Source organism: Methylobacterium sp. 190mf (assembly GCF_900107945.1).
Taxonomy (GTDB): domain Bacteria; phylum Pseudomonadota; class Alphaproteobacteria; order Rhizobiales; family Beijerinckiaceae; genus Methylobacterium.
The window spans coordinates 435,091-461,459 of the sequence record NZ_FNVI01000001.1 but is presented as its reverse complement, the minus strand read 5'-3'; the positions used below and the strand labels follow the sequence as shown (position 1 = coordinate 461,459).

The 26,369-nt window shown below is 69.8% G+C and carries 23 protein-coding genes; 9 read left to right on the top strand and 14 right to left on the bottom strand.

Translation table 11 applies throughout. The features are described from left to right. Nucleotides 1-3 precede the first annotated feature (3 nt). Nucleotides 4-1,500 (bottom strand): FAD-dependent tricarballylate dehydrogenase TcuA, encoded by a 1,497-nt coding sequence (gene tcuA / locus C4T42_RS02280; RefSeq protein WP_103984673.1) that lies wholly within the window; start codon nt 1,498-1,500, stop codon nt 4-6. 116 nt (nt 1,501-1,616) lie between these two features. Here tcuA and C4T42_RS02275 point away from each other — a divergent pair, with 116 nt between their 5' ends. Further along, nucleotides 1,617-2,270, top strand: a complete 654-nt coding sequence (locus C4T42_RS02275; protein ID WP_056531487.1) for a GntR family transcriptional regulator — start codon at nt 1,617-1,619, stop codon at nt 2,268-2,270. Nucleotides 2,271-2,283: 13 nt separating this feature from the next. On the opposite strand, the gene C4T42_RS02270 is transcribed toward C4T42_RS02275, so the two are convergent. The 8 genes from C4T42_RS02270 to C4T42_RS02235 form a co-directional block, all read right to left on the bottom strand. Further along, on the bottom strand, nt 2,284-3,591 hold the full coding sequence (locus tag C4T42_RS02270) for an MFS transporter (protein WP_103984672.1): 1,308 nt from the start codon (nt 3,589-3,591) through the stop codon (nt 2,284-2,286). 24 nt (nt 3,592-3,615) lie between these two features. Next, nucleotides 3,616-4,998 carry a 2-hydroxycarboxylate transporter family protein gene (locus C4T42_RS02265; protein ID WP_056531483.1) on the bottom strand — a complete coding sequence of 461 codons (1,383 nt, stop codon included), beginning with the start codon at nt 4,996-4,998 and terminating at the stop codon, nt 3,616-3,618. Nucleotides 4,999-5,306: 308 nt separating this feature from the next. Beyond that, nucleotides 5,307-6,902: a porin gene (locus tag C4T42_RS02260; protein ID WP_026604560.1), complete on the bottom strand. Its 1,596-nt coding sequence runs from the start codon at nt 6,900-6,902 to the stop codon at nt 5,307-5,309. 873 nt (nt 6,903-7,775) lie between these two features. Further along, a complete protein-coding gene (locus C4T42_RS02255; protein ID WP_042671926.1) occupies nt 7,776-9,425 on the bottom strand; it encodes a porin in 1,650 nt (549 codons plus the stop codon). Nucleotides 9,426-9,809: 384 nt separating this feature from the next. Next, nucleotides 9,810-10,499, bottom strand: coding sequence for a metal ABC transporter permease (locus C4T42_RS02250; RefSeq protein ID WP_103984671.1), 690 nt, complete (start codon nt 10,497-10,499; stop codon nt 9,810-9,812). A gap of 121 nt (nt 10,500-10,620) precedes the next feature. Beyond that, nucleotides 10,621-10,899 carry a LysR family transcriptional regulator gene (locus C4T42_RS02245; RefSeq protein WP_244603156.1) on the bottom strand — a complete coding sequence of 93 codons (279 nt, stop codon included), beginning with the start codon at nt 10,897-10,899 and terminating at the stop codon, nt 10,621-10,623. A 107-nt stretch (nt 10,900-11,006) separates the two neighbouring features. Then, nucleotides 11,007-11,615, bottom strand: coding sequence for a HupE/UreJ family protein (locus tag C4T42_RS02240; protein ID WP_103984669.1), 609 nt, complete (start codon nt 11,613-11,615; stop codon nt 11,007-11,009). 112 nt (nt 11,616-11,727) lie between these two features. After that, a complete protein-coding gene (locus C4T42_RS02235; RefSeq protein ID WP_244603155.1) occupies nt 11,728-12,219 on the bottom strand; it encodes a PilZ domain-containing protein in 492 nt (163 codons plus the stop codon). A gap of 442 nt (nt 12,220-12,661) precedes the next feature. Here C4T42_RS02235 and C4T42_RS02230 point away from each other — a divergent pair, with 442 nt between their 5' ends. The 6 genes from C4T42_RS02230 to ggt all read left to right on the top strand — a co-directional run bounded on the left by C4T42_RS02230 (nt 12,662) and on the right by ggt (nt 19,829). Beyond that, nucleotides 12,662-14,149: an ABC transporter substrate-binding protein gene (locus tag C4T42_RS02230; RefSeq protein ID WP_103984667.1), complete on the top strand. Its 1,488-nt coding sequence runs from the start codon at nt 12,662-12,664 to the stop codon at nt 14,147-14,149. A gap of 13 nt (nt 14,150-14,162) precedes the next feature. Then, nucleotides 14,163-15,107, top strand: coding sequence for an ABC transporter permease (locus C4T42_RS02225; RefSeq protein WP_103984666.1), 945 nt, complete (start codon nt 14,163-14,165; stop codon nt 15,105-15,107). Then, a complete protein-coding gene (locus tag C4T42_RS02220; protein WP_103984665.1) occupies nt 15,104-16,033 on the top strand; it encodes an ABC transporter permease in 930 nt (309 codons plus the stop codon). The genes C4T42_RS02225 and C4T42_RS02220 overlap by 4 nt, the downstream gene beginning before the upstream one ends. Beyond that, nucleotides 16,030-17,046, top strand: coding sequence for an ABC transporter ATP-binding protein (locus C4T42_RS02215; protein ID WP_103984664.1), 1,017 nt, complete (start codon nt 16,030-16,032; stop codon nt 17,044-17,046). Before C4T42_RS02220 ends, C4T42_RS02215 begins: the two co-directional genes overlap by 4 nt. Then, complete coding sequence (locus C4T42_RS02210) at nt 17,043-17,966, top strand: ATP-binding cassette domain-containing protein (protein WP_103984663.1); 924 nt, start codon at nt 17,043-17,045, stop codon at nt 17,964-17,966. Before C4T42_RS02215 ends, C4T42_RS02210 begins: the two co-directional genes overlap by 4 nt. A gap of 261 nt (nt 17,967-18,227) precedes the next feature. Continuing rightward, on the top strand, nt 18,228-19,829 hold the full coding sequence (ggt, locus tag C4T42_RS02205) for a gamma-glutamyltransferase (RefSeq protein ID WP_103984662.1): 1,602 nt from the start codon (nt 18,228-18,230) through the stop codon (nt 19,827-19,829). 184 nt (nt 19,830-20,013) lie between these two features. Here ggt and prfB read toward each other — a convergent pair. Continuing rightward, nucleotides 20,014-21,142 (bottom strand): peptide chain release factor 2 gene (gene prfB, locus C4T42_RS02200; RefSeq protein WP_103984661.1). Its coding sequence is split into 2 segments (ribosomal slippage): nt 20,014-21,072 and nt 21,074-21,142, totalling 1,128 coding nucleotides; the frame shifts between segments, so codons are not numbered across the junction. A gap of 223 nt (nt 21,143-21,365) precedes the next feature. On the opposite strand from prfB, the gene C4T42_RS02195 reads away from it, so the two are divergent. Next, on the top strand, nt 21,366-21,701 hold the full coding sequence (locus tag C4T42_RS02195; protein ID WP_020090816.1) for a DUF3140 domain-containing protein: 336 nt from the start codon (nt 21,366-21,368) through the stop codon (nt 21,699-21,701). Between the two features lie 21 nt (nt 21,702-21,722). Here C4T42_RS02195 and C4T42_RS02190 read toward each other — a convergent pair whose 3' ends face one another. The 4 genes from C4T42_RS02190 to C4T42_RS02175 all read right to left on the bottom strand — a co-directional run bounded on the left by C4T42_RS02190 (nt 21,723) and on the right by C4T42_RS02175 (nt 24,257). After that, complete coding sequence (locus C4T42_RS02190) at nt 21,723-22,082, bottom strand: hypothetical protein (RefSeq protein WP_020090817.1); 360 nt, start codon at nt 22,080-22,082, stop codon at nt 21,723-21,725. A gap of 113 nt (nt 22,083-22,195) precedes the next feature. Beyond that, a complete protein-coding gene (locus C4T42_RS02185; protein WP_020090818.1) occupies nt 22,196-22,408 on the bottom strand; it encodes a hypothetical protein in 213 nt (70 codons plus the stop codon). A gap of 134 nt (nt 22,409-22,542) precedes the next feature. Continuing rightward, nucleotides 22,543-23,760, bottom strand: a complete 1,218-nt coding sequence (locus C4T42_RS02180; RefSeq protein ID WP_026604561.1) for an LL-diaminopimelate aminotransferase — start codon at nt 23,758-23,760, stop codon at nt 22,543-22,545. 110 nt (nt 23,761-23,870) lie between these two features. After that, nucleotides 23,871-24,257: a hypothetical protein gene (locus tag C4T42_RS02175; RefSeq protein ID WP_244492163.1), complete on the bottom strand. Its 387-nt coding sequence runs from the start codon at nt 24,255-24,257 to the stop codon at nt 23,871-23,873. 216 nt (nt 24,258-24,473) lie between these two features. On the opposite strand from C4T42_RS02175, the gene phaC reads away from it, so the two are divergent. Continuing rightward, nucleotides 24,474-26,255 (top strand): class I poly(R)-hydroxyalkanoic acid synthase, encoded by a 1,782-nt coding sequence (gene phaC, locus C4T42_RS02170; RefSeq protein WP_026604563.1) that lies wholly within the window; start codon nt 24,474-24,476, stop codon nt 26,253-26,255. Nucleotides 26,256-26,369: the final 114 nt, after the last annotated feature.

Genomic DNA, 26,369 nt, shown 5'->3' with positions numbered 1-26,369 from the left:
ACCTCAGCCCTTCGCCCTCGCGGCGGCGCCGTAGCCGGCGCGGCGGCCGAACACAACGCCGGAGGTCAGCCCCGAGCCGCCGGGATAGCCGTTGAAGAACACGCCACCGACCATCTCGCCGCAGGCGTAGAGGCCGGGAATCGCGCCGCCGTCCGCGCGCTTCACGCCGCCGTCGTCGCCGACCTCGACGCCGCCGTAGGTGAAGGTGATGCCGCCCGTGACCGGGTAGGCCTTGAACGGCCCGGTCTCGATCCGCTGCGCCCAGTTCGACTTCGGCAGGGCGAGCCCCTTCGTGCCGCGCCCGTCCTTCACGGTCGGGTCGAAGGGCACGCTCTCGTCCACGGCGGCGTTGAACGCCGCGATGGTCCGCCGCGCCGCCGCGCGGTCGATGCCCTCGAGCTTGTCGATGAGCCCGTCCAGGGTGTCGGCCTCGACGAAGTGCGCGTCGTGGAACCGGTACTCGCTGTAGAGCAGGTGATCGACCTTGGCGTCGAAGATCTGCCACGCCACGTGCCCGGGCTGCTCCATGATCGAGCGGCCGAACTGGGCGTAGGTGTAGTTGCGGAAATTCTTGCCCTCGTCGACGAACCGCTCGCCGTCCGCGTTCAGCATGAGGCCCAGGAAGTAGCAGATCTTCCGGTAGTGCTTGCGCTCGCCGTGCGGCAGCTCGAGGTTGCCGTAATCGGGGGTGTGCAGGTCCATCGGCGTGGCGTGGCAGCCACCGTAGAAGCCGTGGGCCTTCGCGCCGAGGTCGAGCGCCATCTGCAGCCCGTCGCCCTGGTTGTGGGGCGTGCCGCGTACCCGGGCCTTGTCCCAGCCCTCGCCGATGAAGCGTGTCCGGAGGGCGGCGTTCGACTCGAAGCCGCCGCAGGCCAGCACCACGGACGTCGCCCGGACCGGACCCTGCGGCGTCTCCACGCCGACGACGCGCCCGTCCTCCACGATCAGGCCCCGGGCCGGGCAGCCGTAGCGGATCTCGCCGCCGGCCCGAGTGAAGGCCTCCAGCTCGGCCCGGGCAAGGCCGAAGCCCTCGTCGTGGGTGGCGAGCGTCAGGCCGCCCCAGAACACGAAGCGCCCGTCCTTCTCGAACGACTGACGGGAGTAGATCGGCTCGAACTTCACCCCCTGCGTCGCCAGCCAGCGCAGGGCCGCGCCGCTCTCGTCGATCAGGATGCGCTGCTCGCGCGAGAGCGGCCGCCCGTCGTTGAAGCCGAGCAGGTCCGCCTCGAATTTCTGTGCCGTGTAGGCACCGAAATCGGTCCGCGGCAGGCGCGGGTCCTCGGGATCGACCAGCAGCGGGATCAGGTCGTCGTTGCCCGCGTAGACGAAGCGCATGGCCCCGGCCGTGTAGGCGGTGTTGCCGCCGGCGAGGTCCCGCTCGGCCTTCTCGATCATGAGCACCGAGGCGCCGCGCTCCAGGGCGGCGAGGCCGGCGCTCATGGCGGCGTTGCCTGACCCGACCACGACCACGTCCCACGGCGCATCGTCCGGACGCTGCATGCCTGCCTCCTCTCCAACAACTGCTCTCGGAGCATTGTATACGTTTGCATGCAATTCTTCGCAAGCGTTTCAGGCGTCACGCTTTCGCGCTATGGCCGAGCCGAGGAGAGCCGGACATGAAGGCCAGCGAAGCGGAGCGCTCCAGCGGCGCCGGCGCCTACGAGCGGCTGCTGCGGGCGATCGAGGAGGGCGAGCTCGCCCCCGGCAGCCGCCTGCGCGAGGCGGAGCTTGCCGAGCGGTTCCAGATCAGCCGCACGCCGGTCCGCGAGGCGCTCGGCCGGCTGGAGGCGCAGGGACTCGTCGCCCACGAGCCGCACCGGGGCGCCAGCGTGGCGCAGCTCGACTACGGGCAGGTGAGCGAGCTCTACGACCTGCGCGAGGTGCTGGAGGGGACGGCCGCGCGCCTCGCGGCGATCCACGCCAGCACGGTCGAGACCGAGATCCTGGAGGAGATGGTCGCCCGGGACCGGACGCTGCTCGGCGACGCGCCCGCGCTGGCACGGACCAACCGGCTGTTCCACCGCCAGATCCACGGGGCGGCGCGCAACCGCTTCCTGCAGGGCACGCTGGAGACGATGCGCCTGTCCCTGGTGCTGCTCCCGGGCGCCACCACGCTGGCGGCACCCGACCGCGCCGCGGAATCGCTCGCCGAGCACGCGGCGATCGTGGCGGCGATCCGGGCCCACGACGGGGATGCCGCCGAGGCCGCGGCCCGGGCCCATATCCGCGCTGCCTTCAAGGCGCGGATCCGGATCTGGCAGGAGAGCTGAGGGCCCCCGACCCTCAGGCGTGGGCCGGCACGCGCTCCAGACCGGGCCGGCCGCGGAACAGGGCGAGCGTCGCGACCATGCCGCAGGCGGCCGCCGCCATCAGCCAGTAGCTCGGCGCCGCCCGGTCGCCGGTCTTCTCGATCAGGAAGGTCGAGACCATGGGCGTCGCCGTGCCGAACAGCGCGGTGGCGAGGCTGTAGGCCAGCGAGAAGCCGCTGGCGCGGACATGGGCCGGCACGACTTCCGAGAGCGAGACCACCATCGCGCCGTTGTAGACTCCGAAGAAGAACGAGAACCACAGCTCGACGGCGAGCATCTTGCCGAAGGTCGGGTCGGCCACGAGCCAGTGCAGCGCCGGGTAGGTCGTCAGCAGCGACAGGGTCGAGATCGTCAGCAGCACCGGCTTGCGGCCGATGGCGTCCGACAGGGCTCCGCCCACGGGCAGCCAGACGAAGTTGGTGATCGCCACGAACAGCGTCACGATCAGGCTGTCGGTCTCGGTGAGCTTGAGGACGTTCTTGCCGAAAGTCGGGGTGTAGACGGTGATCATGTAGAACGTCACCGTCGTCATCGTGGTCAGCATCATGCCGAGCAGCACGATCCGCCAGTTGGCGGCCACCGTGGTCAGGATCTCGCGGGTGGTCGGGTGGCGGGTCCGCTTGGCGAATTCCTGCGTCTCCTGGAGCGACCGCCTGATGAAGAAGATGAACGGCACGATCAGGCAGCCAATGAAGAACGGGATGCGCCAGCCGAAATCGCCGAGCTGCTGCTTGGTCAGGAACGCGTTCAGCCCGTAGCCGATCAGGGCGGCGAACATGATCGCCACCTGCTGACTCGCCGACTGGAACGACGTGTAGAAGCCGCGCCGGCCCGGCGTGGCGATCTCGAACAGGTAGATGGAGACGCCGCCGATCTCGACGCCCGCCGAGAAGCCCTGCAGCAGGCGCCCGGCCAGCACGATCAGCGGGGCCGCGACCCCGATCGTGTCGTAGCTCGGGCAGAAGGCGATGAGCACCGTTCCGCTCGCCATGATTGCGAGGGTGATGATCAGGCCCTTCCGGCGGCCGATCCGGTCGATATAGGCGCCGAGCACGATCGCCCCGAGCGGCCGCATCAGCGCCCCGAGCCAGAAGGTGCCGAAGGTCAGGAGCAGCTCGGTGGTCTCGTTGCCCGAGGGGAAGAACGCCCGCGCGATGTAGGTGGCGTAGAACCCGAACAGGAAGAAGTCGAACATCTCCAGGAAGTTGCCGCTCGTCGAGCGGAGGATCGCGCCGATCCGCGACTTGAGCGTGGCCCCGACGGCCCCGGGATCACCGGCCATGACGACGTCCTTTCCGGGTGCCCGTCAGGCACCGATCCACTTCATGGCGACGATCGTGCCGGTCACCGTCAGCGCGCCGCCGATGCGGGTGGCGATCTGCGCGAAGGGCATTAGGGCCATGCGGTTCGCCGCCGTGAGGATCGCCACGTCGCCGGTGCCGCCCTGGCCGCTGTGGCAGGCGTTCACGATGGCGGTCTCGATCGGATACATGCCGAGCCAGCGGCCGACGAAGAAGCCGACCGTCATCAGGGTCACGACGGTCGACACGATCGTGATCAGGTTCACCAGAGTGAAGGCCGCCATCAGCTCGTGCCAGGGCGTCAGCGCGACGCCGATGGCGAAGAGCAGCGGGTAGGTCATCGAGACCTGGACGAACTTGTAGACCACGAAGCCGCCGGCCTGGAGATGGGGCGACACCGCGCTGGCGAGCTTCGCCAGGACGGCGAGGAACAGCATCGCCACCGGCGCCGGCAGGCCGACGAGGTGGTGGGCCATGACGCCGAGCAGGTAGAGGGTGATCGCCGTGAGCCCGGCCGCACCGATCGTGGCGGGATCGATCTGGCCCTTGGCCGCCTCGGCCTTGGCCTGGGCGTCGCTCGACTTGATGCCGTCCGAATCGGGCTGGAGGCGGCCCTCGCCGGTGAGGTGCGGGTAGCGCTTGCCGACGGAGTTGAGCGTGCCCGACAGGATGATCGCGGTCAGGGAGCCCAGCATCACCGGCGGCAGCACCTGAGCGAAGACCACGCCCTGCTGCATCCCCAGGATCGCCGCGTAGCCGATGGAGAGCGGGATCGCCCCCTCGCCGACGCCGCCCGCCATGATCGGCACGACGATGAAGAAGAAGGTCTTGTAGGGGCCGAGGCCGAGGAGCGTGCCGACCAGCGTCCCGACCAGGGCCGCCGCCACCGAGCCGAGGGCGAGCGGCGCGAAGATCTTGAGGAAGCCCTTGATCAGGACCTCGCGGTCCATCCCGAGGATGGAGCCGACGATGATCGTGGCGATGTAGATGTAGAGGAAGTTGGTGAACTTGGTGAAATCGGTGATCGCCTTGACCATCTGCGGCGGCACCAGGGCGTAGTAGACCAGCGCCGAGGGGATGAAGGTCGCGAAGATCGCCCCGGCGCCGATGTTCTTCAGGATCGGGATCCGCTTGCCGATCTCCGCGCAGGTGAAGCCGCCCATCACCAGCACGGCGATCATGGTCGGCCCGTCGGGCTTGATCTCGCCCTCCTGGACCAGGACGGTGAGGAGGATCGCCAGCACGACGAAGATCGGGAGCGGTATGATGCCGATCTTGAAGTCGATCAGCCGCCACCAGACGTCCGGCCAGAACCGGGCCGCGCGCCCGTCCTCAGCCCGGCCCTCCGCCGGCGACGGGATCGGGCTCGGTGAAACGGTGCTGGTCATGGCGTCCCCCCGGATCTCTGACCGCTCGCGGGCCGCTTCGCCGCGCCCTCGCGACCGCGCGCCGGGCCGCGATCCATCGGGTCGCGCACAATCGGCGGCGATAAAGTGACATCCGGCGTATCAGCGCGGATGAAGGGCGGCAACGCGATCCAGGGAACAAAGGACGCGACCTGTCCCGTCGGCCGGGATTAAGATCCCGTCTCCGTCGTGATCACAGCTCAGAGAATTGGCCAAGCGGCCGACCGGGCCATGACGGCATCGGACGGGGACAGGCGACGGGACTGAGGCCCCGCCGCCGGGATCGTCGATCAGAAGTCGCGCTGGACGCGGAAGCGGACCTGCGAGACCGAGTCCTGCGTCACGGTGCGCGGGACGAACGTGCCGCTGTTGATGCCGGCGACGTTGGCGTAGGCGGTGGGACTCTTGTCGGAGTCGATCGCGCGACCGTGCTTCACGCCGATCTGGGTGTAGAAGGCCTCGACGCCGATATCGAGGTCGCGCACGGGCGACCAGATGATGCTGCCGCCCGCGACGAACTGATAGGTGTCGCGCAGCGCTTGGCTCAACTGGTAGAAGCGGGTTCCGGGCGCGCCGACCGCGTTGGAGCCGAGATTGGCGGCGCCGTTGAAGCTCAGGACGTTGTAGAGCGCGCCCTGTGCGAGGCGCGCGTTGCGGGAGAAGTCCTGTTCTCCGTAGGCGCCGAAGACCGCCGAGCGCCATTCCGGCGTCCAGTAATGCAGGAACGACGCGACCGCCGAGAAGGATTGCGATGTCTGCAACTGGCCGGTGAAGGGGTTGACCGTCGCGTCCGAGAAGCTCTGGTAGATCTTCTGGCCCTGGAAGCCGTTGTTGAGCTGCGTGTAGCAGCCGGTGAAGGCGCAGTATCCCGTATACATCTGCGCGCCGTCGGCGTAGGCGCTCTGGAGATAGAGGGCGTCCCCCGGCGCGACGAAGGGGGCGTTGATCTTCAGGCCGCCCTGCACCGCCCAGCCCTCGACGCTCCTGGTGTGCGCGACGCTGACATTGGCGCCCGCCGCGGGCGTCGCCGCGATGTTGCCGACGTTCAGCTCGTGAACCGCGGCGGAGACCTGCGCCGAGCCCCAGCCCTGATCGACGCGCAGGACGCCGACGACATCGGGCAGCCGCTCGCGCTGGATGCTGTCGACGCCGCTGACCCCGATCGGTGCGCCTCTGAAGTAGCCGACGAAGACCGGGCTGACCGGCGACGCGGTGCCGGCCGGCGCGTAGATCGGGCTGCGCCGGAAGACCGGGTCCTCGACCGACAGCGTGGCCGACAGCCCGGCGCCGGCCGTCACCGTGTAGGCGAGGAGGTTGGTGGAGGAGACGTCCGAGCCCGCGGTCGCGCCGTAGATCTCGAAGTCGTGGGCGTAGAAGTCGAAGAACGACGAGGCGCGACCGGCGGTCAGGCCGGCGAACTGGATGAACGCCTTATCGACGTTCATGAACTGCTGCGCATGCCCGGCCTGGTCGACGCCGGTGGCGTCGTAGGCCTGCCCGATGCGCGCCTGCGTCCCCGAGCGCGCGTAGCCGGTGCGGGATCCCGCATCGAGGCGGACGAAGGCGCGCAGGGTGCCGTAAGCGGTCTGCGTGCGGGCATCGAGGTTGATGCGCAGACGCGCCTGATAGCCCGCGCTGTCGCCGGCGTTGGTGCCGGCCTGCCGCGTCGACGCCGTCATGTACCCGCCCTCGTACCGGGCGCGGCCCGAGATGCGCAGGCAGGTGTCGGTGCCGGGGATGTAGAAGAAGCCGGCGCCGTACGCGCCGCAGACGCGGACGTACTCGACCGGGACAGCCTTCTTGACCGGCAGGTCGGCGGCGTGCGCAGCGCCCATTGTCGCGAACGCGGCGGCAGTCGCCAGCAGCGATGATCTCAGTAATGTCATCGATGTCTCCGGAATTTCAAGCTCAATTCTCGCAAACGGATGAGCGAGACCGGACACACCAAATATAATCCACGATTTGTTCGCAGATCATTGGCATGTTTTCGCTCGCCACGGCGGTTTTGAGGCCCATTTGCCCGGCGACGATGTGCAGCGGCACCACCGCGTGCAACAAAGATTCGGATTTATCTTCAATCCTGCATATGAACGTTGCGCGTACGCAACAAAATGTTATCCAATAATGCAAAATCGGAGATAATTACTCAGTATATCTATATATTATCAGGTTAGCCGAGCGGATGAAATATTGATAAAATCGGCTCGTTCGAACGACCAGCACCAATCGAGAAGCGATGGCCCGGAAGTCAACTCGGAGCTGTCGTGCGGGCCGTCTCTGACCGGACAGGCGTGGCGGATGCAGTCAGAACCGCCTGGGTGCCCCGCGAACGGCACGCGGTCGCCGGCGAGCGATTCGACGCGCGAATCCTGCCCGTCCGACGCGTCGGCCGGAGGCTCGGCTCATTTGCGGGATGGCACGTGTCGCACGGCGCGGCGGCGTTTGCCCGGCTCGATGGACGCGGCGCGCGCCCGGAAAGCGGGTCCGAACGAACGATGGCGCGCATCGGCGGCGCCCTGCGCGCGGGGCGGCGCATCGCCGGACCCTATCATGGGTCGGTCAACGGACCGGCCGGGAGCGGGCGGGATCGCGGCGCGGAACGCACCGGGTCGCGTGCCGACCGCGCGCTGGCGGCCGGAGGCGTTACGGATCCAGGGCGGCCCGGCACAACGAAAAAGGCCCGGCTGAAGCCGAGCCTTGAGGTTTCTGAAGCACGGGGACCGGCGCGGAGGCCGAGGCCCCGGCGCCGGTGGAGTGGCTTAGAAGTCGCGCTGGACGCGGAAGCGGAAGGTGGACACGCTGTCCGCCGTCGTGGTCCGCGGCACGAAGGTGCCGTTGTTGATGCCGGCGACGTTCGCGTAGGCCGTCGGGGTCTTGTCGCGGTCGATCACGCGGCCGTTCTTGACGCCGATCTGGGTGTAGAAGCCCTCGACACCGATATCGAGATCCTTCACCGGCGACCAGATGATGCTGCCGCCCGCCACGAACTGGTAGGTGTCGCGCAGCGCCTCGCTCAGCTGGAAGAACCGGGTGCCCGGCACGCCGACGGCGTTCACGCCGAAGGAGTTGGCACCGGCCGGGTTGGCGAGCGCGAAGGCCGCGCCCTGGGCCAGACGGGCACCGCTGCTGTAGCTCATCTCACCGTACGACCCGAAGAAGGCCGAGCGCCACTCCGGCGTCCAGTAGTGGAGGTACGAGGCTGTCGCAGTGAAGCTCGTCGACTGCTCGAGTCGGCCCGAGAACGGGTTGATCGTCGCGTCGTTCATGTACTGCGCGAACTTCTGGCCCTGGATGGTGGCCGGGTTCTGCGAGTAGCAGCCGCTGAAGGCGCAGTAGCCGGTGTACATCTGGGCACCGGAGCCGTAGGCGCCCTGCAGGTAGAGGGCGTCGCCCGGCGCGATGAACGGCGTGTTGATCTTCAGGCCGCCTTGGACCGCCCAGCCGTACGAGTTGCTGGTGTGCGGGATGCTGATGTTCGAACCGGTGCCGGTGCCGGCGCCGTTCTGCACGTTGCCGACGTTCAGCTCGTGCACGGCGGCCGAGACCTGAGCCGAACCCCAGGCCTGGTCGAGGCGCAGGGCGCCGACGAAGTCGGGCATGCGCGAGCGCTGGATCGCGTCGACGAAGCTGAACCGGGTCGGCACGCCGCCGGTGTAGCCGATGAACACCTCGGCGGGCGCGGCCGTCTGAGCGAAGTTCTGGATCGTCGCGTTAACGGTGGCGCCGGTCGGGTTGTTGGTCTGCGAGAAGATCGGGCTGCGGCGGAAGACCGGATCTTCGACCGAAATCGTGGCGGACAGGCCGTTGCCGAGCGTGGCCGTGTAGGCGAGCAGGTTGGTCGAGGCGACGTCGGAGCCGAGCGTGGCGCCGGCGAACTCGAAGTCGTGGGCGTAGAAGTCGAAGAACGACGAGGCGCGACCGGCGGTCATGCCGGCGAACTGGATGAAGGCCTTGTCGACGTTCACGAACTGCTGGGCGCGACCGAACTGGTCGATGCCGAGGCCCGGGAAGGCCTGAGCGATACGCTGCTGGGTGCCGGAGGTGCCGACGCCGGAGTAGCCCGTGCGGGATCCGGCATCGAGGCGGACGAAGGCGCGCAGGGTGCCGTAGGCGGTCTGGGTGCGGGCATCGAGGTTGATGCGCATCCGGCCCTGGTAGCCCGACGTGTCGCCGTTGGTGCCCTGGCGCGAGTAGCTGGTCATGTAGCCGCCCTCGAACCGGGCGCGGCCGGAGAGACGCAGGCAAGTGTCGGTGCCGGGGATGTAGAAGAAGCCGGCGCCGTAGGCGCCGCAGACGCGGACGTACTCGATCGGGACCGCCTTCTTGACCGGGAGGTCGGCGGCGTGGGCTGCGCCTACGGCCGCGAACGCAGCAGCAGACCCGAGCAATGAGCTCTTCAAGAGCTTCATAGACATCTCCAAAGCTTCGAGACCCAATGATGCGGACCTGCCCGGTTATCCGGGTCTAGCCGCACGTTCTGTAGGTTTGGCCCGCGTCTTAGGTGGCAGGCTCCTGCGGGCTCTCGCTTGGCGATGCCCCCGTGCACGATCACCATGTGCGAACGGGTTTCCGCGAGCAACGAGGATTCGCGGCTGCCTTGGCAGTTCCAGCGCGATGTTGCGGCCTGGCAACATTCTCGGGGCGCTTTAGTCGGCAACGGTCCGCCGAATGTGCACGAATGCTGTCCTGAGCGGCTGAGCTGCCGCGCCGACGGGCAGCCTTTCGCCCGGCCCCGACCCGGGACCGGGCGGCTCACGCCGTCCCAGCCGATTCGCCGGCGCCGGACGGGCGCCTTACATGGGCGGCGTCAGCCCGTCCTTTCCGACGGCGACGCGCCGCGCCGTGATGCGGCCGTCGTCCCCGCGCGCGGCGATCACGAAGACCTTGGCGCCGGGCGCTACGGCCGCGGCGCTGGCGGGCTCGAAGCTGACGACCGGCGCCTGTGGCGGTACCAGGATCTGCAGCGACTGGCCCTGACCGTAATCGACCGTGAGGGTCCGCTCCGCCCCGCCGCGGCTCGCCTTGACGGTCCCGTTGGTCATCGCGCTCTTCACGCGGGGCGCGTCGGGAGCGGTCGAGCGCACGTCCGCCTTCACGGTTCCGTTGGTCATGGCGCTCCTCACCGGTGCCCCGCCGGCCGTGTGGTCGGGGATCATGTCCCAGTCGTAGTGTCCCTCGCCGGTGCCGCGCATCGCCTCGGGAAACAGCACCACCTCCAGGGCCACCGGCGGCTCGCCCTTCGTGGCCGTGCCGATGAAGACCCCGTCCCTGATCGCGTCGAGACTCGACGGGACCACCCAGGAAACCTTGGCGTCGGGGGCGAGCGCCACGGTCTCCGACGCGCCGTCCCGCGTCTTCAGCGTGAAGCCGTCGCCCGCGACCGCCTCGACGGTCCCGCGCAGGCGCTCGACCTTCGGTGCCGCCTGCGCACCGGTGGTGATGGCCAGCAGGCTCATCAGGGCGAGCGTCGTCAGTTTTGCCATGGGGGTTCTCTTCCTGCTGCCGGGATTGTCACGACCGGCTGGACGTGGGGCGGGATGACGGGACGTCAGCCCACGAGGGCCTGTGACGTCGCATCCGGGTTCGCGCCCGTGCCCGGCCCGGTTACGCGTCCCCGGCCTGTCCCAGGCAACGCAGGAACGGCGCGGCCGCCGCCTCCGCGGCCGCCTCGACGGCCCGGTAGCGCCGCACCACGTCGGCGCCGAAGGCCGAGAGGCGCGCACCCCCGCCGGCCCGGCCACCGGTCTGCGCCTCGACCACGGGGCGACCGAAGCCGGTGTTCATCGCCTCGACCAGCAGCCAGGCCCGGCGGTACGACATGCCCAGCGCACGGCCAGCGCCCGCGATGGAACCGTGCTCGGCGATCATCTCCAGGAGCTGCACCTTGCCGGGGCCGAGGCGGTGCCCCGGCCCGAGATCGATGCGGATGCTCAGCCGGGGCGCCGCGCCCGCGGCCCGGTCGGGGCCCCGGAGCGGGTCGGGTACGGCGCTCAGGCGGGGAGCGCCAGCAGCGCGAGACCGGCCGCGGCGAGGCCTGCGCCGAGGGCCGGGGCGGCCCGCGTCGCTCCGATCCGCGACGCCGCGGCACCGAGTCCGATCCCCGCGGCGTGCAGGAGCGCGGTGGCCGCGAGGAACCCGAGGCCGAAGGACAGGCCGGAGGCGGTCTCGGGCATCTCGGCGCCGTGGGCGTAGCCGTGGAACACCGCGAAGACCCCAACCAGGGCAGCCAGCAGGGCTACCGGCGCGCGCAGGCCGACGATGGCGGCGAGGCCGAACACGACGATGGACAGCGCGATCCCGAGTTCGACATGCGGCAGCACCGTGCCGGCCATGCCCAGCCCCGCCCCCACGCTCATCAACGCCAGGAACGACAGGGGCAGCGCCCAGAGCGCCCGTCCGCCGCGCAGGCTGGCGAGGAGGCCGACCGCGACCATCGCGAGAACATGGTCGGCGCCCAGAAGCGGATGGAGGAACCCCGCCTCCGCGCCCGTCGCGCTGCCGTGCCCCGGATGGGCGAAGGCCGCCTGGGGCAGCAGGACGAGTGCGGCCGGCAGGAGCGCCAGGGATGTGGCGGAACGGGCGGAGAGCGGTCGCTTCATCGGTGATCCTTCGCTGGACCCGCGAAGTTGTAGCGCCCTTCCGCCGCCTCTGCGAGGGGCGGGTGGCCGATGATCGCAGCTCGGCGGCGGCGCCCGGTTTCGCGGGCGGCCCTCAGAGCGACATCGCCTCGTGGACCGCGGACGGCGCGAACGGCTCCGCGAAGGCGGCCCCGACACCGTGGGTGAAGTGGCGCATCACGGTGGCGGTCTTTCGCCCGACGCGGATCATCGTCCCGATCTCCAGCGCGTGGTCGACGAGGAGGGCCACGCCGGAGGCCGAAACGTTGAGGACGTGTCCCTGGAAGGCCTCGCCCGACGCGGTGGTGATCTGGACGATCTTCTGCTTCGGCACGATCCGACGGTAAGCGCGGATCGGTTCGGGTTGCAGGTCCTGGGCCTTTGCCAGCGTCACGAACTGACGGGCGAGGTCAGTGAGGGTCGCGCGTCCACCGCGGACACAGACAACGAATTCCTGACCGGCGACGCGGGCGATGCGGGCCTCGAGCGTGCCGATATGGCGGATGCTGCAGGTGAGCTGCTCACCCGGCGCCAGGAGCGAAGAGGAGCGGAATCGGATGCCCTCGGTCGAGACGTCGGCGGTCACGGCGTAGAAATCGCGACGCCGCTGGTTCCAGCACAACGCGGGCAACATGACGATGTGCCGCCGGACCATCACACCCGCATCATCATGAAGAATACATCGGCGACCTTCTGGGGCTGAAGTTTTTTCCGGCCTGTTCAAGCAATGCGTAAAATTGGACTTATCCCGATCTAAGTCGCACCTGAGATCCGGCGCTCACGGAGCTGGCAGAAGGCCGATCTCGACGCTGGGCGCGGTCGCGCCGTCATCGAGCTCCGCCGGCCAGCCCGAAACGGCCGCTCCAGAGGCTCGCGGCGCGAACTGAATAAAAGATGCATCCTGATTGTATGGCATGGATGCTGCCTGGGATTGTGCATGCCAAACGGCCGCGCAACACTGCCGGCCGCCCCCGGAATGGACCTGGCCGGTCCGCTCCGCTTCTCCCGCCTCCGCCCGGATCGGTCTCATGTTGCGTTACGCCGCCTGTCTCCTCGCCGGGCTCGCCCTCACCGGGCCCGCCGCCGCGCAGACCCTGCGCTACGGCATGATGGAGGATCCGGACGCCCTCGACCCGACGCTCGCCCGGACCTTCGCGAGCCGGATGGTGTTCGCCGCGCTCTGCGACAAGCTCGTGGATATCGGCCCGGACCTGAAGCCGGTGCCGCAGCTCGCCACCTCCTGGGAGCTGTCGCCCGACGAGAAGGCGCTGACCATGCACCTGCGCCCGGGCGTGCTGTTCCACGACGGCGAGAAGCTCGACGCCGCCGCCGCCAAGTTCTCGATCGAGCGGCACATGAAGATGCCGGGCTCGCAGCGCCGCTCGGAGATCGCGCCGATCGACTCCGTCGACGTGGTCGACGACCTGACCTTCCGCATCAACCTGAAGCAGCCGTTCGCGCCGCTGCTGGCGCAGTTCACCGACCGGGCCGGCATGATGGTCTCGCCCAAGGCCGCAGACCGGCTCGGCGACAAGTTCGCCTCCGCGCCGGTCTGCGCCGGTCCGTACAAGTTCGTGGAGCGGGTGCCGCAGGACCGGATCGTGGTCGAGCGCTTCCCCGACTACTGGAACAAGGACGCGATCCACATCCAGCGGATCGAGTTCCGGCCGATCCCCGACGCCACCGTACGGCTCACCAACCTCCGCGCGGGTCAGCTCGACCTCTTGGAGCGCCTCGCCCCCACCGACGTGGCGCAGGTGAAGCGCGACGCCAAGCTGAAGCTGGACTCCACCTACGAGCTCGGCTTCCAGGAGATCCTGTTCAACCCCCACAAGGCCGGCTCGCCGGTCTCCGACCCGAAGGTGCGCGCCGCTTTCGAGGCGGCCATCGACCGCAACGCCATCAATCAGGTGGTCTACAACGGCGAGTTCCTGGCTGGGAACCAGTGGGTCAACCCGAAGAACCCGAACTACGTCGCCGAGTACCCGATCCCCAAGCGGGACGTCGCCAAGGCCAAGGCGCTGCTGGCCGAGGCCGGCAAGCCGAACCCGCAGATCACGCTGACCGTCTACGCCAACAGCGAGTCGCCGCAGGTCGGGCAGGTCATCCAGGCGATGACCAAGGAGGCCGGGTTCGACGTGAAGATCCAGGCGGTGGACTTCACCACGGCGCTCGATGCCGCCGACAAGGGCAATTACGAGGCGCAGCTCTATTCCTGGAGCGGCCGCTCGGACCCCGACGGCAACACGTTCAGCTTCCTGTTCTGCAAGGCGGCGCTGAATTATCCGAAATACTGCAGCCCGGAAGCCGACGCGGCGCTCCAGGCCGAGCGGGGCACTGTCGACCCGGCCAAGCGCAAGGCCGCCTGGAAGGCTCTGGCCGATCAGGTGCTCAAGGATCGCCCGGGCATCTACATCCTGCACCGCAAGCTGCTCTGGGCCTACAGCCAGAAGATCACGGGTTTCGTGCCCTACCCGGACGGGCTCGTGCGCTTCACCGGGCTGAAGCTGAACTGATGCTGCGCGCCTGATGCTCCGATTTCTGGCCCGACGCCTCGCACTGGCGGTCCCGACCCTGATCCTCGCCTCGATGATCATCTTCGCCCTGCAGCAATTGCTGCCGGGCGACGTCGCCACCGCGCTGACCGGCGAGGAGCGCGACCCGCAAGTGATCACGTTCATCCGCGAAAAGTACCACCTCGATGAGCCCCTGCCGGTGCGCTACGCCTACTGGGCCGGCGGCGTGCTGCGGGGGGATCTCGGCGAGTCGATCCGGCTGCAGAAGCCGGTCTCCGAGCTGATCGTCGAGAAGCTGCCGGTGACGCTCGAACTCGCCTGCCTCGCCATGCTGGTGGCGCTGGCCATCGGCGTGCCGATGGGCGTGCTCTCGGCGGTCAAGCGCGGTCAGGCCGCCGACACGGTCGCCAACGGTATCGCCCTCTGGGGCCTGTCGGTGCCGAATTTCTGGCTCGGGATCCTGCTGATCCTGCTGTTCTCGGTGGAGCTCGGCTGGCTGCCGGCCTCGGGCTACGTCTCGCCCTTCGAGAGCCTGTCGGAGAACCTCGCCGCCATGGTGATGCCGGCCTTCGTGCTCGGCAACGCCATCGCGGCGGTGATGATGCGCCACACCCGCGCGGCGATGCTCGGCGTGCTCGGCTCCGATTACGTCCGCACCGCGCGCGCCAAGGGCGTCTCGCCGCTGCGGGTCACCCTGCGGCACGCGCTGCCCAACGCCGCGATCCCGATCATCACCCTGGGGGCGCTGGAATTCGGCCAGCTCCTCTCCGGGGCGGTGCTCACCGAGCAGGTCTTCTCCGTGCCGGGCTTCGGCAAGCTGATGGTCGATGCGGTGTTCAACCGGGACTTCGCCACCGTGCAGGGCGTCGTGATCTGCACGGCCGCCACCTACATCGCCCTGAACCTCGCCGCCGACCTGCTCGCGGCGGCCGTGAACCCGAAGCTGAGGCGGGCATGAGCACCGGCAGCGAGATCGCCCGCGCCGAGGCGGTCGGCCTGGAGGCCGCCCCGTCCGGCGCCCCCGCCCACGCCATCCTCCGAGAGCCCGGCACCTACGCGGCCTTCTGGCGACGCCTGCGCGCGCGCAGGAGCGCGGTCGTGGGCCTCGTCATCGTCGGCCTGCTGGTGCTGATGGCGGTGTTCGCGCCCTGGATCGCTCCCTACGACCCGACAGCCACCGACTGGGGCAACGTCCGCGGGCCCCCGAGCCTCGCGCACCCGTTCGGCGGCGACGAGGTCGGGCGCGACGTGCTCTCGCGGATCATCTTCGGCACCCGGGCCTCACTCGGCGCCGGCCTCGTCTCGGTCGCGCTGGCGGTGTCCCTCGGCCTGCCCCTAGGATTGCTCGCCGGCTACGCGGGCGGCTGGATCGACGGCGCGATCTCCCGGCTCACCGACGCGCTGCTGGCGATCCCATTCCTGATTCTGGCGATCGCGCTCGCCGCCTTCCTAGGCCCGAGCCTTGTCAACGCGATGATCGCGATCGGCCTCTCGGCGACCTCGACCTTCATCCGGCTGACCCGCGCGCAGGTGCGCGCCGTGGCGGCGGAGGAGTTCGTCGAGGCGGCCCGCGCCATGGGCAACCCGCCCTGGCGGATCGCCCGGGTCCACATCCTGCCCAACATCGTCCCGGCGATCCTCGTGCAGGCGACGCTCACCATCGCGGCCGCGATCATCGCGGAGGCGAGCCTGTCGTTCCTCGGCCTCGGCCAGCAGCCGCCCGACCCGTCCTGGGGGGCGATGCTCAACACCGCCAAGAACTTCATGGACGAGGCGCCCTGGATGGCGATCTGGCCCGGCCTGTCGATCTTCCTGGCGGTGCTCGCCTTCAACCTGTTCGGCGACGGCCTACGGGATGCCCTCGATCCGAGGCAGCGGACATGATCAAGCCTCTCCTCGACGTCCGCGACCTCGCGGTCGCCTTCGACACCGATGGCGGCGCGGTCCACGCGGTCAACGGCGTGTCCTACACCCTGCACGAGGGCGAGACGCTGGGGATCGTCGGCGAGTCCGGCTCCGGCAAGAGCGTGCACGTGCTGGCCATGCTGGGCCTGATTCCGCGCCCGCCCGGCCGCATCACCGGCGGGCAGGTGCTGTTCGAGGGGCGCGACCTCCTCGCCCTGAAGGAGCGGGAGCTGCGCAAGATCCGCGGCGGCGCGATCGGCTTCGTGTTCCAGGATCCGATGAGCTCGCTCAACCCCGGCATGACCGTGGCGGCGCAGATCGTCGAGCCGCTGCGCATCCATCTCGGCCTCGACGCCCGCGCGGCCCGCGCCCGGGCCAGGGAGTTGCTCGACCTCGTGCGCATCCCGAACGCGGCCGCGCGCCTCGACCAGTACCCGCACGAGTTCTCCGGCGGCCAGCGACAGCGCGTGATGATCGCGATCGGCCTGAGCTGCCGGCCGAAGCTTCTGATCGCCGACGAGGCGACCACGGCGCTCGACGTCACCGTCCAGGCCGAGATCGTCGCCCTGGTGCAGGAGCTGAAGCGCGAGCTCGGCATGGCGATCATCTGGATCACCCACGACCTCGGCGTGGTGGCCGGCATCAGCGACACCGTGCAGGTGATGTATGCCGGTCGGATCCTGGAGCGCGGCCCGGTCGACGACATCTTCGCCGATCCCCGCAACGCCTATACGCTCGGCCTGCTGCGGTCCCTGCCGGATCTCTCCGGCGGTCGCGCCGGGCGGCAGCGCCTCCACCAGATCGAGGGCGCGCCGCCGGACATGCGCCATCTCCCGCCGGGCGACCCGTTCGCGCCGCGCAACGCCTACGCGACGCCGCGCTGCCGGGCCGAGATGCCGCCCCTGGCGCAGGCGCCCGGCGCCGCTCCGGGCCACCTCGTCGCTGCCTGGTACGACCTGCCGAAGCTTCTGGGTGAGGAGGCCGCGCGATGAATGCGTCGCAGCAGCCGGTCGTCTCGGTGCGCGACCTGTCCAAGCACTATCCCCTCCGCTCCTGGTGGGGCGGCAAGGGCGCGGTGTTCCGCGCCGTGGAGGGCGTGAGCTTCGACATCCGCCCCGGCGAGACCCTGGGGCTCGTGGGCGAATCCGGTTCCGGCAAGTCGACCATCGGTCGGGCCGTGACCATGCTGAACCCGCCGACCTCGGGCACCATCGCGTTCGAGGGCACCGACCTCGCCAAGCTCTCGGCGGGCGCGATGCGCAGGATGCGGGCCCGGATCCAGACCGTGTTCCAGGATCCCTACGCGGCCCTCAACCCGCGGATGAGCGCTGGCGAGTACGTCGCGGAGGCGTTCAAGCTGCACCGGCGGGGCATGCGCGGCCCGGAGCGGCGGGAGGCGGTGGCGGCCCTGTTCCAGCGGGTCGGGCTCGATCCGCGCTTCATGGGGCGCTACCCGCACCAGTTCTCGGGCGGCCAGCGGCAGCGCATCTGCATCGCCCGCGCGATCGCCCTGAAGCCCAGCTTCATCGTCGCCGACGAGCCGATCGCGGCGCTCGACGTCTCGATCCAGGCGCAGGTGGTGAACCTGCTGCAGGACCTGCAGGACGAGATGGGCCTGTCCTACCTGTTCATCTCGCACGACCTGCGCATGGTGCGCTACCTCTGCCACCGGGTCGCGGTGCTCTGGCGCGGGCGGATCGTCGAGCTCGCCGAGGCCGCCGCGCTCTACGAGGATCCGCGCCACCCCTACACCCGGCGCCTGCTCGCCGCCGTGCCGGTGCCGCACCCGGCCGAGGAGCGGGCGCGCCTTGCCGCGCGCGACCTCACTGGCCACGACCAGCCGCCCGACGGGCCGCTCACCGAGGTGGCGCCTGGGCACTGGGTGGCGCTGCCGAGAGGGCAGCACGCGTGATCGTCCAGGCGATCCTCGATCGGAACAACCGGTCAGCCCGGCCTCCGCCGTCATCACGAGCGCAGCGAAGTGACCCAGGGCAGCGCGAGGTTGCTCAGCGTTGCGCCGACTGGATTGCTTCGCTGCGCTCGCAGAGACGAGGCGGCGAAGCCATCCGTCATGGACGAGGCCGCGCCGTCATCTCCGTCACCGCCTCATCCCGAGGTGGCGATATGCATCGAGCGGTGATTCTTTAAGTCGCCCAGCAGAGCAGGACATCCCGTGAGAGACTTCTCCGCCCCCGGCCGCTCCCCGGTCTACGCCGCCAACGCCGCGGTCGCGACCTCGCACCCGCTCTCGACGCTCGCCGCCATCGAGGTTCTGCGCTCCGGCGGCAACGCCATCGATGCCGGCATCGCGGCGGTCGCCGTGCAGTGCGTAGTCGATCCGCTCATGACCGGCATCGGCGGCGACTGCTTCGCCCTCTACGCCCCCGCGGGCGCCACGAAGCCCATCGCCCTCGACGGTTCGGGCCGGGCGCCCGCCGCCGCCATGCCCGACTGGTACGCCGAGCACGGCGTCACCATCACGCCGACCTCGCCACACGCCGTGACGGTGCCCGGCGCGGTCGCGGCCTGGGATCTACTCGTGCGCGAGCACGGCACCCGGTCCCTCGGCGAGCTGCTCCAGCCGGCGATCCGCTACGCGGAGGACGGGTTCGTCGTGCAGCAGCGGGTCGGCTGGGACTGGCTGCGCGGCGCCGAGCGCGTCGCCACGGATCCGTACGCCGCCGAGACCTACCTGCCCGGCGGGCAGGCGCCGACGATCGGCAGCGTCGTCCGCCTGCCGAAGCTCGCGGCGACGCTCCGGGCGATCGCCGAGGCGGGGGCGCGCGCCTTCTACGAGGGCCCCGTCGCCGAGGACATGGTAAGCCGGCTGAACGCCCTCGGCGGCCTGCACACGCTGGACGACTTCGCCGCCGCGCAGCCCGACGTGGTCGCACCGGTCTCGACCCGCTACCGCGGCTACGACGTCTACGAGTGCCCGCCCGCCGGCCAGGGTCTGGCGGCGCTGATGATGCTGAACGTGCTGTCGCACTACGACGTCGGCGCGCTCTCCGACCTCGACCGGCTCCACCTCTTCGCCGAGGTCTGCAAGCAGGGCTACCATCACCGCGACGTGCTGTTCGGCGACGCGGCCCTCGCCAACGTGCCGGTCGAGCACCTGCTCTCCGACGCCTGGAAGGCCGCCGCCCACGGGGCGATCGACATGGGCCGCGCCCGCGCGCCGGAGATCTATCCGGAGATCGCCCGCGAGATGGCCGAGGGCCGCGCCCACAAGGACACGGTCTACCTCTGCGTGGTCGACCGGGACGGCAACGCGCTGTCGCTGATCAACTCGATCTTCCAGGGCTTCGGCTCCGGCATCCTGGCGCCCGAGAGCGGCGTGCTGCTGCACAATCGCGGCCTGTCGTTCCGCACGGAGGGCGGCCACCCGAACAGCGTCGGGCCGGGCAAGCGGCCGATGCACACGATCATCCCCGGCATGCTGATGAAGGACGGGCAGGCCGTCGCGCCGTTCGGCGTCATGGGCGGCCATTACCAAGCCATGGGCCATGTCGAGCTGCTCTCCGGTCTCCTCGACCGGGGCCTCGACGTGCAGGAGGCCCTCGATGCCCCGCGCAGCTTCGCCTACGGCGGCAGCCTGGAGGTCGAGGGCGGGATCTCCGACGCCGTGATGGCGGGGCTGGTCGAGCGCGGCCACCCGGCGATCCGCGCGCCGCTGCCGCTCGGCGGGGGGCAGGTCATCTGGATCGACCGCAAGGCCGGCACGCTGGCGGCCGGATCCGACCCGCGCAAGGACGGGGCGGCGCTGGGGTATTGAGAGGCGTGGGAGGATGGGCGCCGCCGGCGCTCATCCTTTGGCGGCCTCAACGGCGCTCTCTGTCAGCACCGCCGTCATTGCGAGCGGAGCGAAGCGATCCAGGGTCGCGCCACGCCGATCGATCGCGCGCCGCCCTGGGTCACTTCGCTGCGCTCGTGATGACGGGGAGGCAGCTCACGCCGCCTCAGTCGATATCCTCGACCGCCTCGCCGCCGCCGTAGACCCGCTGCGCGAGCGAGGCCTCCATGAACGGGTCGAGGTCGCCGTCGAGCACCTCGTCCGGATCGGTGGACTGGGTGCCGGTGCGCAGGTCCTTCACCAGCTGGTACGGCTGCAGCACGTAGGACCGGATCTGGTGGCCCCAGCCGATATCGGTCTTGGAGGCGGCCTCGGCGTTGGCCTTCTCCTCGCGCTTCTTCAGCTCCGCCTCGTAGAGCCGGGCGCGCAGCATGTTCCAGGCGGTCGCCCGGTTCTTGTGCTGGGAGCGCTCCTGCTGGCACGCGACCACGATCCCGGTGGGGTTGTGGGTGATGCGCACCGCCGAGTCGGTGGTGTTGACGTGCTGGCCGCCGGCGCCGGACGACCGGTAGGTGTCGATCCGGCAGTCGGATTCCTTGATCTCGATCTCGATCCGGTCATCGATCACCGGATAGACCCAGACGCTGGCGAAGCTGGTGTGCCGCCGGGCGCTGGAATCGTAGGGCGAGATCCGGACCAGACGGTGCACGCCGGACTCGGTCTTGAGCCAGCCGTAGGCGTTGTGGCCCTTGATCAGGAGCGTGGCGCCCTTGATCCCGGCCTCCTCGCCGTCGGTCATCTCGACGACCTCGACCTTGTACTTCCGGCGCTCGGCCCAGCGGGCATACATGCGCTGGAGCATGTTTGCCCAGTCCTGGCTCTCGGTGCCGCCGGCCCCGGCATGGACCTCGAGATAGGTGTCGAAGCCGTCGGCCTCGCCCGACAGAAGCGTCTCGACCTGCCGGCTCGCGGCCTCCTTCTCGACGGCTAGGATCGCCGCCTCGCCCTCGCGGATCGAGGATTCGTCACCCTCCATCTCGCCGAGCTCGATCAGCGTGGCGCCGTCCTCGAGGTCGCGCTCCAGCTTCTTGATCGCCGTGACGGCCTCGTCGAGCTGCTGCCGCTCGCGCATGACCTTCTGGGCGGCCTCGGCGTCGTTCCAGAGGTCGGGGTCCTCGGAAGCCGCGTTCAGCTCCGCGAGGCGTTTATCGACTGTATCCCAGTCAAAGATGCCTCCTCAGCAGCCCTATAGACTGCTTGGCGGCATCCGAGGCTTGCTCGATCTCGGCGCGCATCTGGCTTTTCGGGAATGGGGTGTGGGGAGAGAATGGAAGCTCGTCGGGTCGGGGTGATACCCCCCGGGACCCGGCCTGTAAACGCTTCCCCGCCACGTCGCCCGCCACGTCGCCCGCCGCGTCGCCCGTCGCCCGTGCGGCGCCCGACCGCAGGGATGGCGGCGAGCCGGCGAGCCTCGGGCGCGTTGTCGGGGACGAGCGACACGGCCCGGGAGGCAGGCGGATGGCGGACGATCACGCGGAGACGTGGAAGGACTTCAACGAGGCCGTCAACATGACGCCGGCGGCGCTGAGGAAGCACCTCGACAGCGCGGCGAGCCGGGGGGTCGGCCAGAAGAAAGACGGCGGCGAGTCGACCGGGCACGAGATGGGCCGGCGGATCCTGGCGATCAAGGACACCAAGAAGGCCGACCTGACGGACGACGACTACGCCGCCATGCGCAAGGTCGTGGGCTACGTCCACCGCCATCTCAAGCAGGGCGGCGAGGCCCGGAAGGACCCCGACTCCCCGTGGCGGATGTCGCTGATGAACTGGGGCCACGATCCGCAGAAGGATTGAGGCCCCGGAACGCCCGGCGGCTCAGTAGCGCGGCGGCACGATGTAGGACGGAGCGATCACGTACTCCCGCGGCCGCTTGCGCGCGCCGAACCGCCCCTCGGTGATCTGGTCGTTGTAGTAGTCGAACCCAGTGTAGCCGAAGCCGCCGCCGTTCATCACCTCGGCCACCGGCACGGCGGGTTGGGCGAGATCGGGCCGGCCCGGCGGCACCACCACCTGGCAGCAGCCCTCGGTCTGCAGGACCGTCGGGCCGTTCGGGGCGGTGAACACGAAGGCGCGGGGCTGGTAGGGCGCCGGCGGGTAGGCGGCGTCAGAGGCCGAGGCGCCCTGCCCCGCCAGGAGGGCGAGCAATCCGGCGGCGATCAGGGTCTTGGTGCTCACGCGATGCTCCGTCAGGGGGCCGGGCGGGCCGGCATCTGGCCTACAGTCTAGCTGATCGCGGGCGGCTTGTCCGGCCCGTCCGAATCGACCGGTTACCGAAATTCCGGGCGGGTTCAGCCCCGCGCGCGCAGCACGACCTGCGGGCTCGCCGGGACGGGGCGGCAATCGGTCGTGAAGGCGTTGACCGGCAACGGCTTCGAGTCGCACGCGTACACGTCCGCCGGCCCTGGCGCAGGGATCGGGTCCCGGGCGATGATCGGGTTCGGCGCGCAGGCCGAGGCCGCGGCGGCGAGCAGCAGGGCGGCGATGAGGTTCAGGCGGCGCATGCGAGACTCGGGACGCGGGAAGACCCCCGCACCTGACCCTGGCCATCGCGCCCCGCGCTGACAAGCGCCGGCGCGGGGCGCCGACACCTTTGACGACGTCTGTCGCCCCGCGGCAACAATTTGCGCGGGCCGGCTTAGCCGGTCCGGGCCATCGGCAGGACGTTGTGCAGCGTCTTGTCGGTGCCGTCGAAGAACCGGCGGATATTGCGCGCCGCCTGCCGAATGCGCTGCTCGTTCTCCACGAGCGCGATGCGGACGTACTCGTCGCCGAACTCGCCGAAGCCGATGCCGGGCGCGACCGCCACGTCGGACTTCTCCAGGAGCAGCTTGGAGAATTCGAGGCTGCCCAGTTCCCGGTACCGCTCGGGGATCGGCACCCAGGCGAACATCGACGAGGCGGGCGACGGGATGGTCCAGCCGGCCTTGCCGAAGGACTCCACCAGCGCGTCGCGACGCTTCCTGTAGATGCTGCGCATCTCGTGGATGCAGTCGTCCGGGCCGTTGAGGGCCGCCGTCGCGGCGACCTGAATCGGCGTGAAGGCGCCGTAATCGAGGTAGGATTTCACCCGGGTGAGCGCCGCGAGCAGGCGCTCGTTGCCCACCGCGAAGCCCATCCGCCAGCCGGCCATCGAGTAGGTCTTCGACAGCGAGGTGAACTCCACCGTGCAGTCGATAGCGCCGGGCACCTGCAGCACCGAGGGCGGCGGGTTGTTGTCGAAATAGACTTCCGCGTAGGCGAGGTCCGACAGCAGGATCAGCTCGTGCTGCTTCGCGAAGGCCACGAGGTCGCGGTAGAAGTCGAGGCTCGCCACGTAGGCGGTCGGGTTCGACGGGTAGCAGACGACCAGCGCCACCGGCTTCGGGATAGAGTGGCGCATGGCCCGCTCCAGGGCGGGGAACATCGCCGGCGTCGGCTCGGCCGGCACGGAGCGGATGACGCCGCCGGCCATCAGGAAGCCGAAGGCGTGGATCGGGTAGCTCGGGTTCGGCACCAGCACGACGTCGCCCGGCGCGGTGATCGCCTGGGCCATGTTGGCGAACCCTTCCTTGGACCCGAGAGTCGCCACCACCTGGGTGTCGGGGTTCAGGGTCACGCCGAAGCGCCGCTGGTAATAGCCCGCCTGGGCCTTGCGCAGGCCGGCGATGCCCTTGGAGGCCGAGTAGCGATCCGTGCGCGGCCGCCCGGCCGTCTCGCACAGCTTGGCGATGACGTGCTTCGGGGCGTCCAGATCGGGGTTGCCCATGCCGAGATCGATGATGTCGGCGCCCTGCGCGCGGGCGGCAGCCTTGATCCGGTTGACCTGCTCGAAGACGTAGGGCGGCAGTCGCTTGATGCGGTGGAAGTCGGTCATGGGCGTGTCCATCGGCGCGTCCCGGATCCGGCGTCTCTCGTCTGGGCCGGTCGGGCGAACCACGTGCTCTAGCAGAGTTGCGGGCCGCCGCCGACCCTGAAAAAGGGCCGCTACTGCGACGCCGCCGGAGCCGGCTTGACGGTGGCGGCCGCGCCCCGCCCGGCGCTCTCGGCGGCCCGCCCCCGGGCCTCGTTGCGGCCGCGGGCACCCTCCAGCTCCGCCTCCAGGGCCTTCTGGCCCGTGACCGACTTGGCCCGGACCGGCCGCTTCGGCGCGTCGACGCCCACCGGCATGAAGTCGGGCTGCGCCTTGCTGCGGGTGTCCGTGACGAAATCCGGGGCCGCGACGACCCGCGGCCCGTAGCCTGCATCGGAGGCCAGCGAGCGGACGACGTCGCCCGAGCAGGCCCCGAGCGCGCCGACCAGCACGCCCAGGCCGGCCGCGCGCGTCAGGCGGCGCAGCGGACCGGCGCGATGCGGGCGGATAGCGGGGTTCAAAATGGCACGATCCATCGTCACATGCGTATGAAAAGATCGGCCGGATGTTTCGGCGACGTCCTGAGCCGGGCTGGCGAAAACTCTGGCTCGCTCCTTATTTTGTCGGAAACGAGGCCCGCGCCATCGGGTCAACAGATGAAGCACAGGGAGGCACGTTTGACGAGCCCGCAGGCGCCGGATCGGACCGCCCCTCCGAAGTCGGTCTCGAACGGCGCGATGCCGGACGGCACGGTCGCCCCGATGCCGGATTTCGAGGCGATTTCCCGCAATGCCGGTCAGTTCGTCGAGGCGATGGGGCGCAACGTCGCCCGCCTCCTCGGGCCCGAGGGCCAGGCGGCCGCACCCGGCAGCGAGATGAACGAGGCGGCCAAGGTGCTCGGTCAGGTGGCCGAGACCTGGCTCGCCGATCCGAACCGCAGCGCCGAGGCTCAGGCGCGCCTGTCGCAGGCGTTCCTGTCGCTCTGGGGCTCGACCTACCTGCGCCTGCAGGGCCAGCCCGCCGATCCGGTGGCGCTGCCCGAGCCCCGGGACGCGCGCTTCGCCCACGCCGAGTGGACGACCAACCCGTATTTCGACTTCCTCAAGCAGGCCTACCTGCTCGCCACCCGCTGGGCGGAGAGCCTCGTCGACGAGGCCGAGGGGCTCGACGCGCACACGCGTCACAAGGCGCAGTTCTACCTGCGCCAAGTGACCAGCATGCTGTCGCCCTCGAACTTCCTGCCGACCAACCCGGAGCTGATCCGCCACACCCTGCAGGAGAACGGCGCCAACCTCGTCCGCGGCCTCAAGATGTACGAGGAGGATCTGGCGGCCGGCGGCGGGCAGCTGCGCGTGCGCCAGACCGACCCGAGCGGGTTCGAGGTCGGGCGCAACATGGCGGTCACCCCCGGCGAGGTGGTGTTCCGCAACGACCTGATCGAGCTGATCCAGTACGCGCCCACCACCGAGACCGTGCTGCGGCGCCCGTTCCTGATGGTCCCGCCCTGGATCAACAAGTTCTACATCCTCGACCTCAATCCGCAGAAGAGCTTCCTGAAGTGGATGGTCGACCAGGGCCTGACGGTCTTCTGCATCTCCTGGGTCAATCCCGATTCCCGCCACGCCGACAAGGACTTCGAGTCCTACATGCGCGAGGGGATCGAGGCGGCCATCGACGCGATCGGCGTCGCCACCGGTGAGAGCGAGGTCACGGCGGCGGGCTACTGCGTCGGCGGCACGCTGCTCGCGGTGACGCTCGCCATGCAGGCGGCCACCGGCAACCGGCGGATCAAGAGCGCGACGCTGCTCACCACGCAGGTCGACTTCACCCACGCGGGCGACCTGAAGGTCTTCGCCGACGAGGAGCAGATCCGCCAGGTCGAGGCGCGCATGGCCGAGCAGGGCTACCTGGAGGGCGCCCGCATGGCGAACGCCTTCAACATGCTCCGGCCGAACGACCTGATCTGGCCCTACGTCGTGAACAACTACATCAAGGGCAAGGCACCCTCGGCCTTCGACCTGCTGTACTGGAACTCCGACGCCACCCGGATGCCAGCGGCCAACCACTCGTTCTACCTGCGCAACTGCTACCTCGACAACACGCTGGCGCAGGGGCGGATGGTGCTCGGCAACGTCCGCCTCGACCTCAGGAAGGTCCAGGTGCCGATCTTCAACCTCGCGACCCGCGAGGACCACATCGCGCCGGCGCTGTCGGTCTTCGAGGGTTCGAAGGTCTTCGGCGGGAAGGTCGATTTTGTCCTCGCCGGCTCCGGCCACATCGCCGGCGTGATCAACCCGCCGTCCAAGCCGAAATACGGCTACTGGACCGGCGGCCCCGTGAAGGGGACGCTCGAGGAGTGGATCAGGGCCGCGGTCGAGACCAAGGGCTCGTGGTGGCCCTACTGGTTCCAGTGGATCGAGGCGCAGGCCCCGGAGCGGGTGCCGGCTCGGCAGCCGGGCGGCGACGCGCTGCAATCCTTAGGGCCCGCGCCCGGCACATACGTGCGGATGCGCGCCTGAGGCGCGCGACGCACGCGGATCGATGGGTGAACGGCCGCGACGATCACGGAGCCGCCCGGTCATCACGAGCGGAGCGACGTGACCCGGGGCAGCGCGACACCTGTCGGCGTGGCG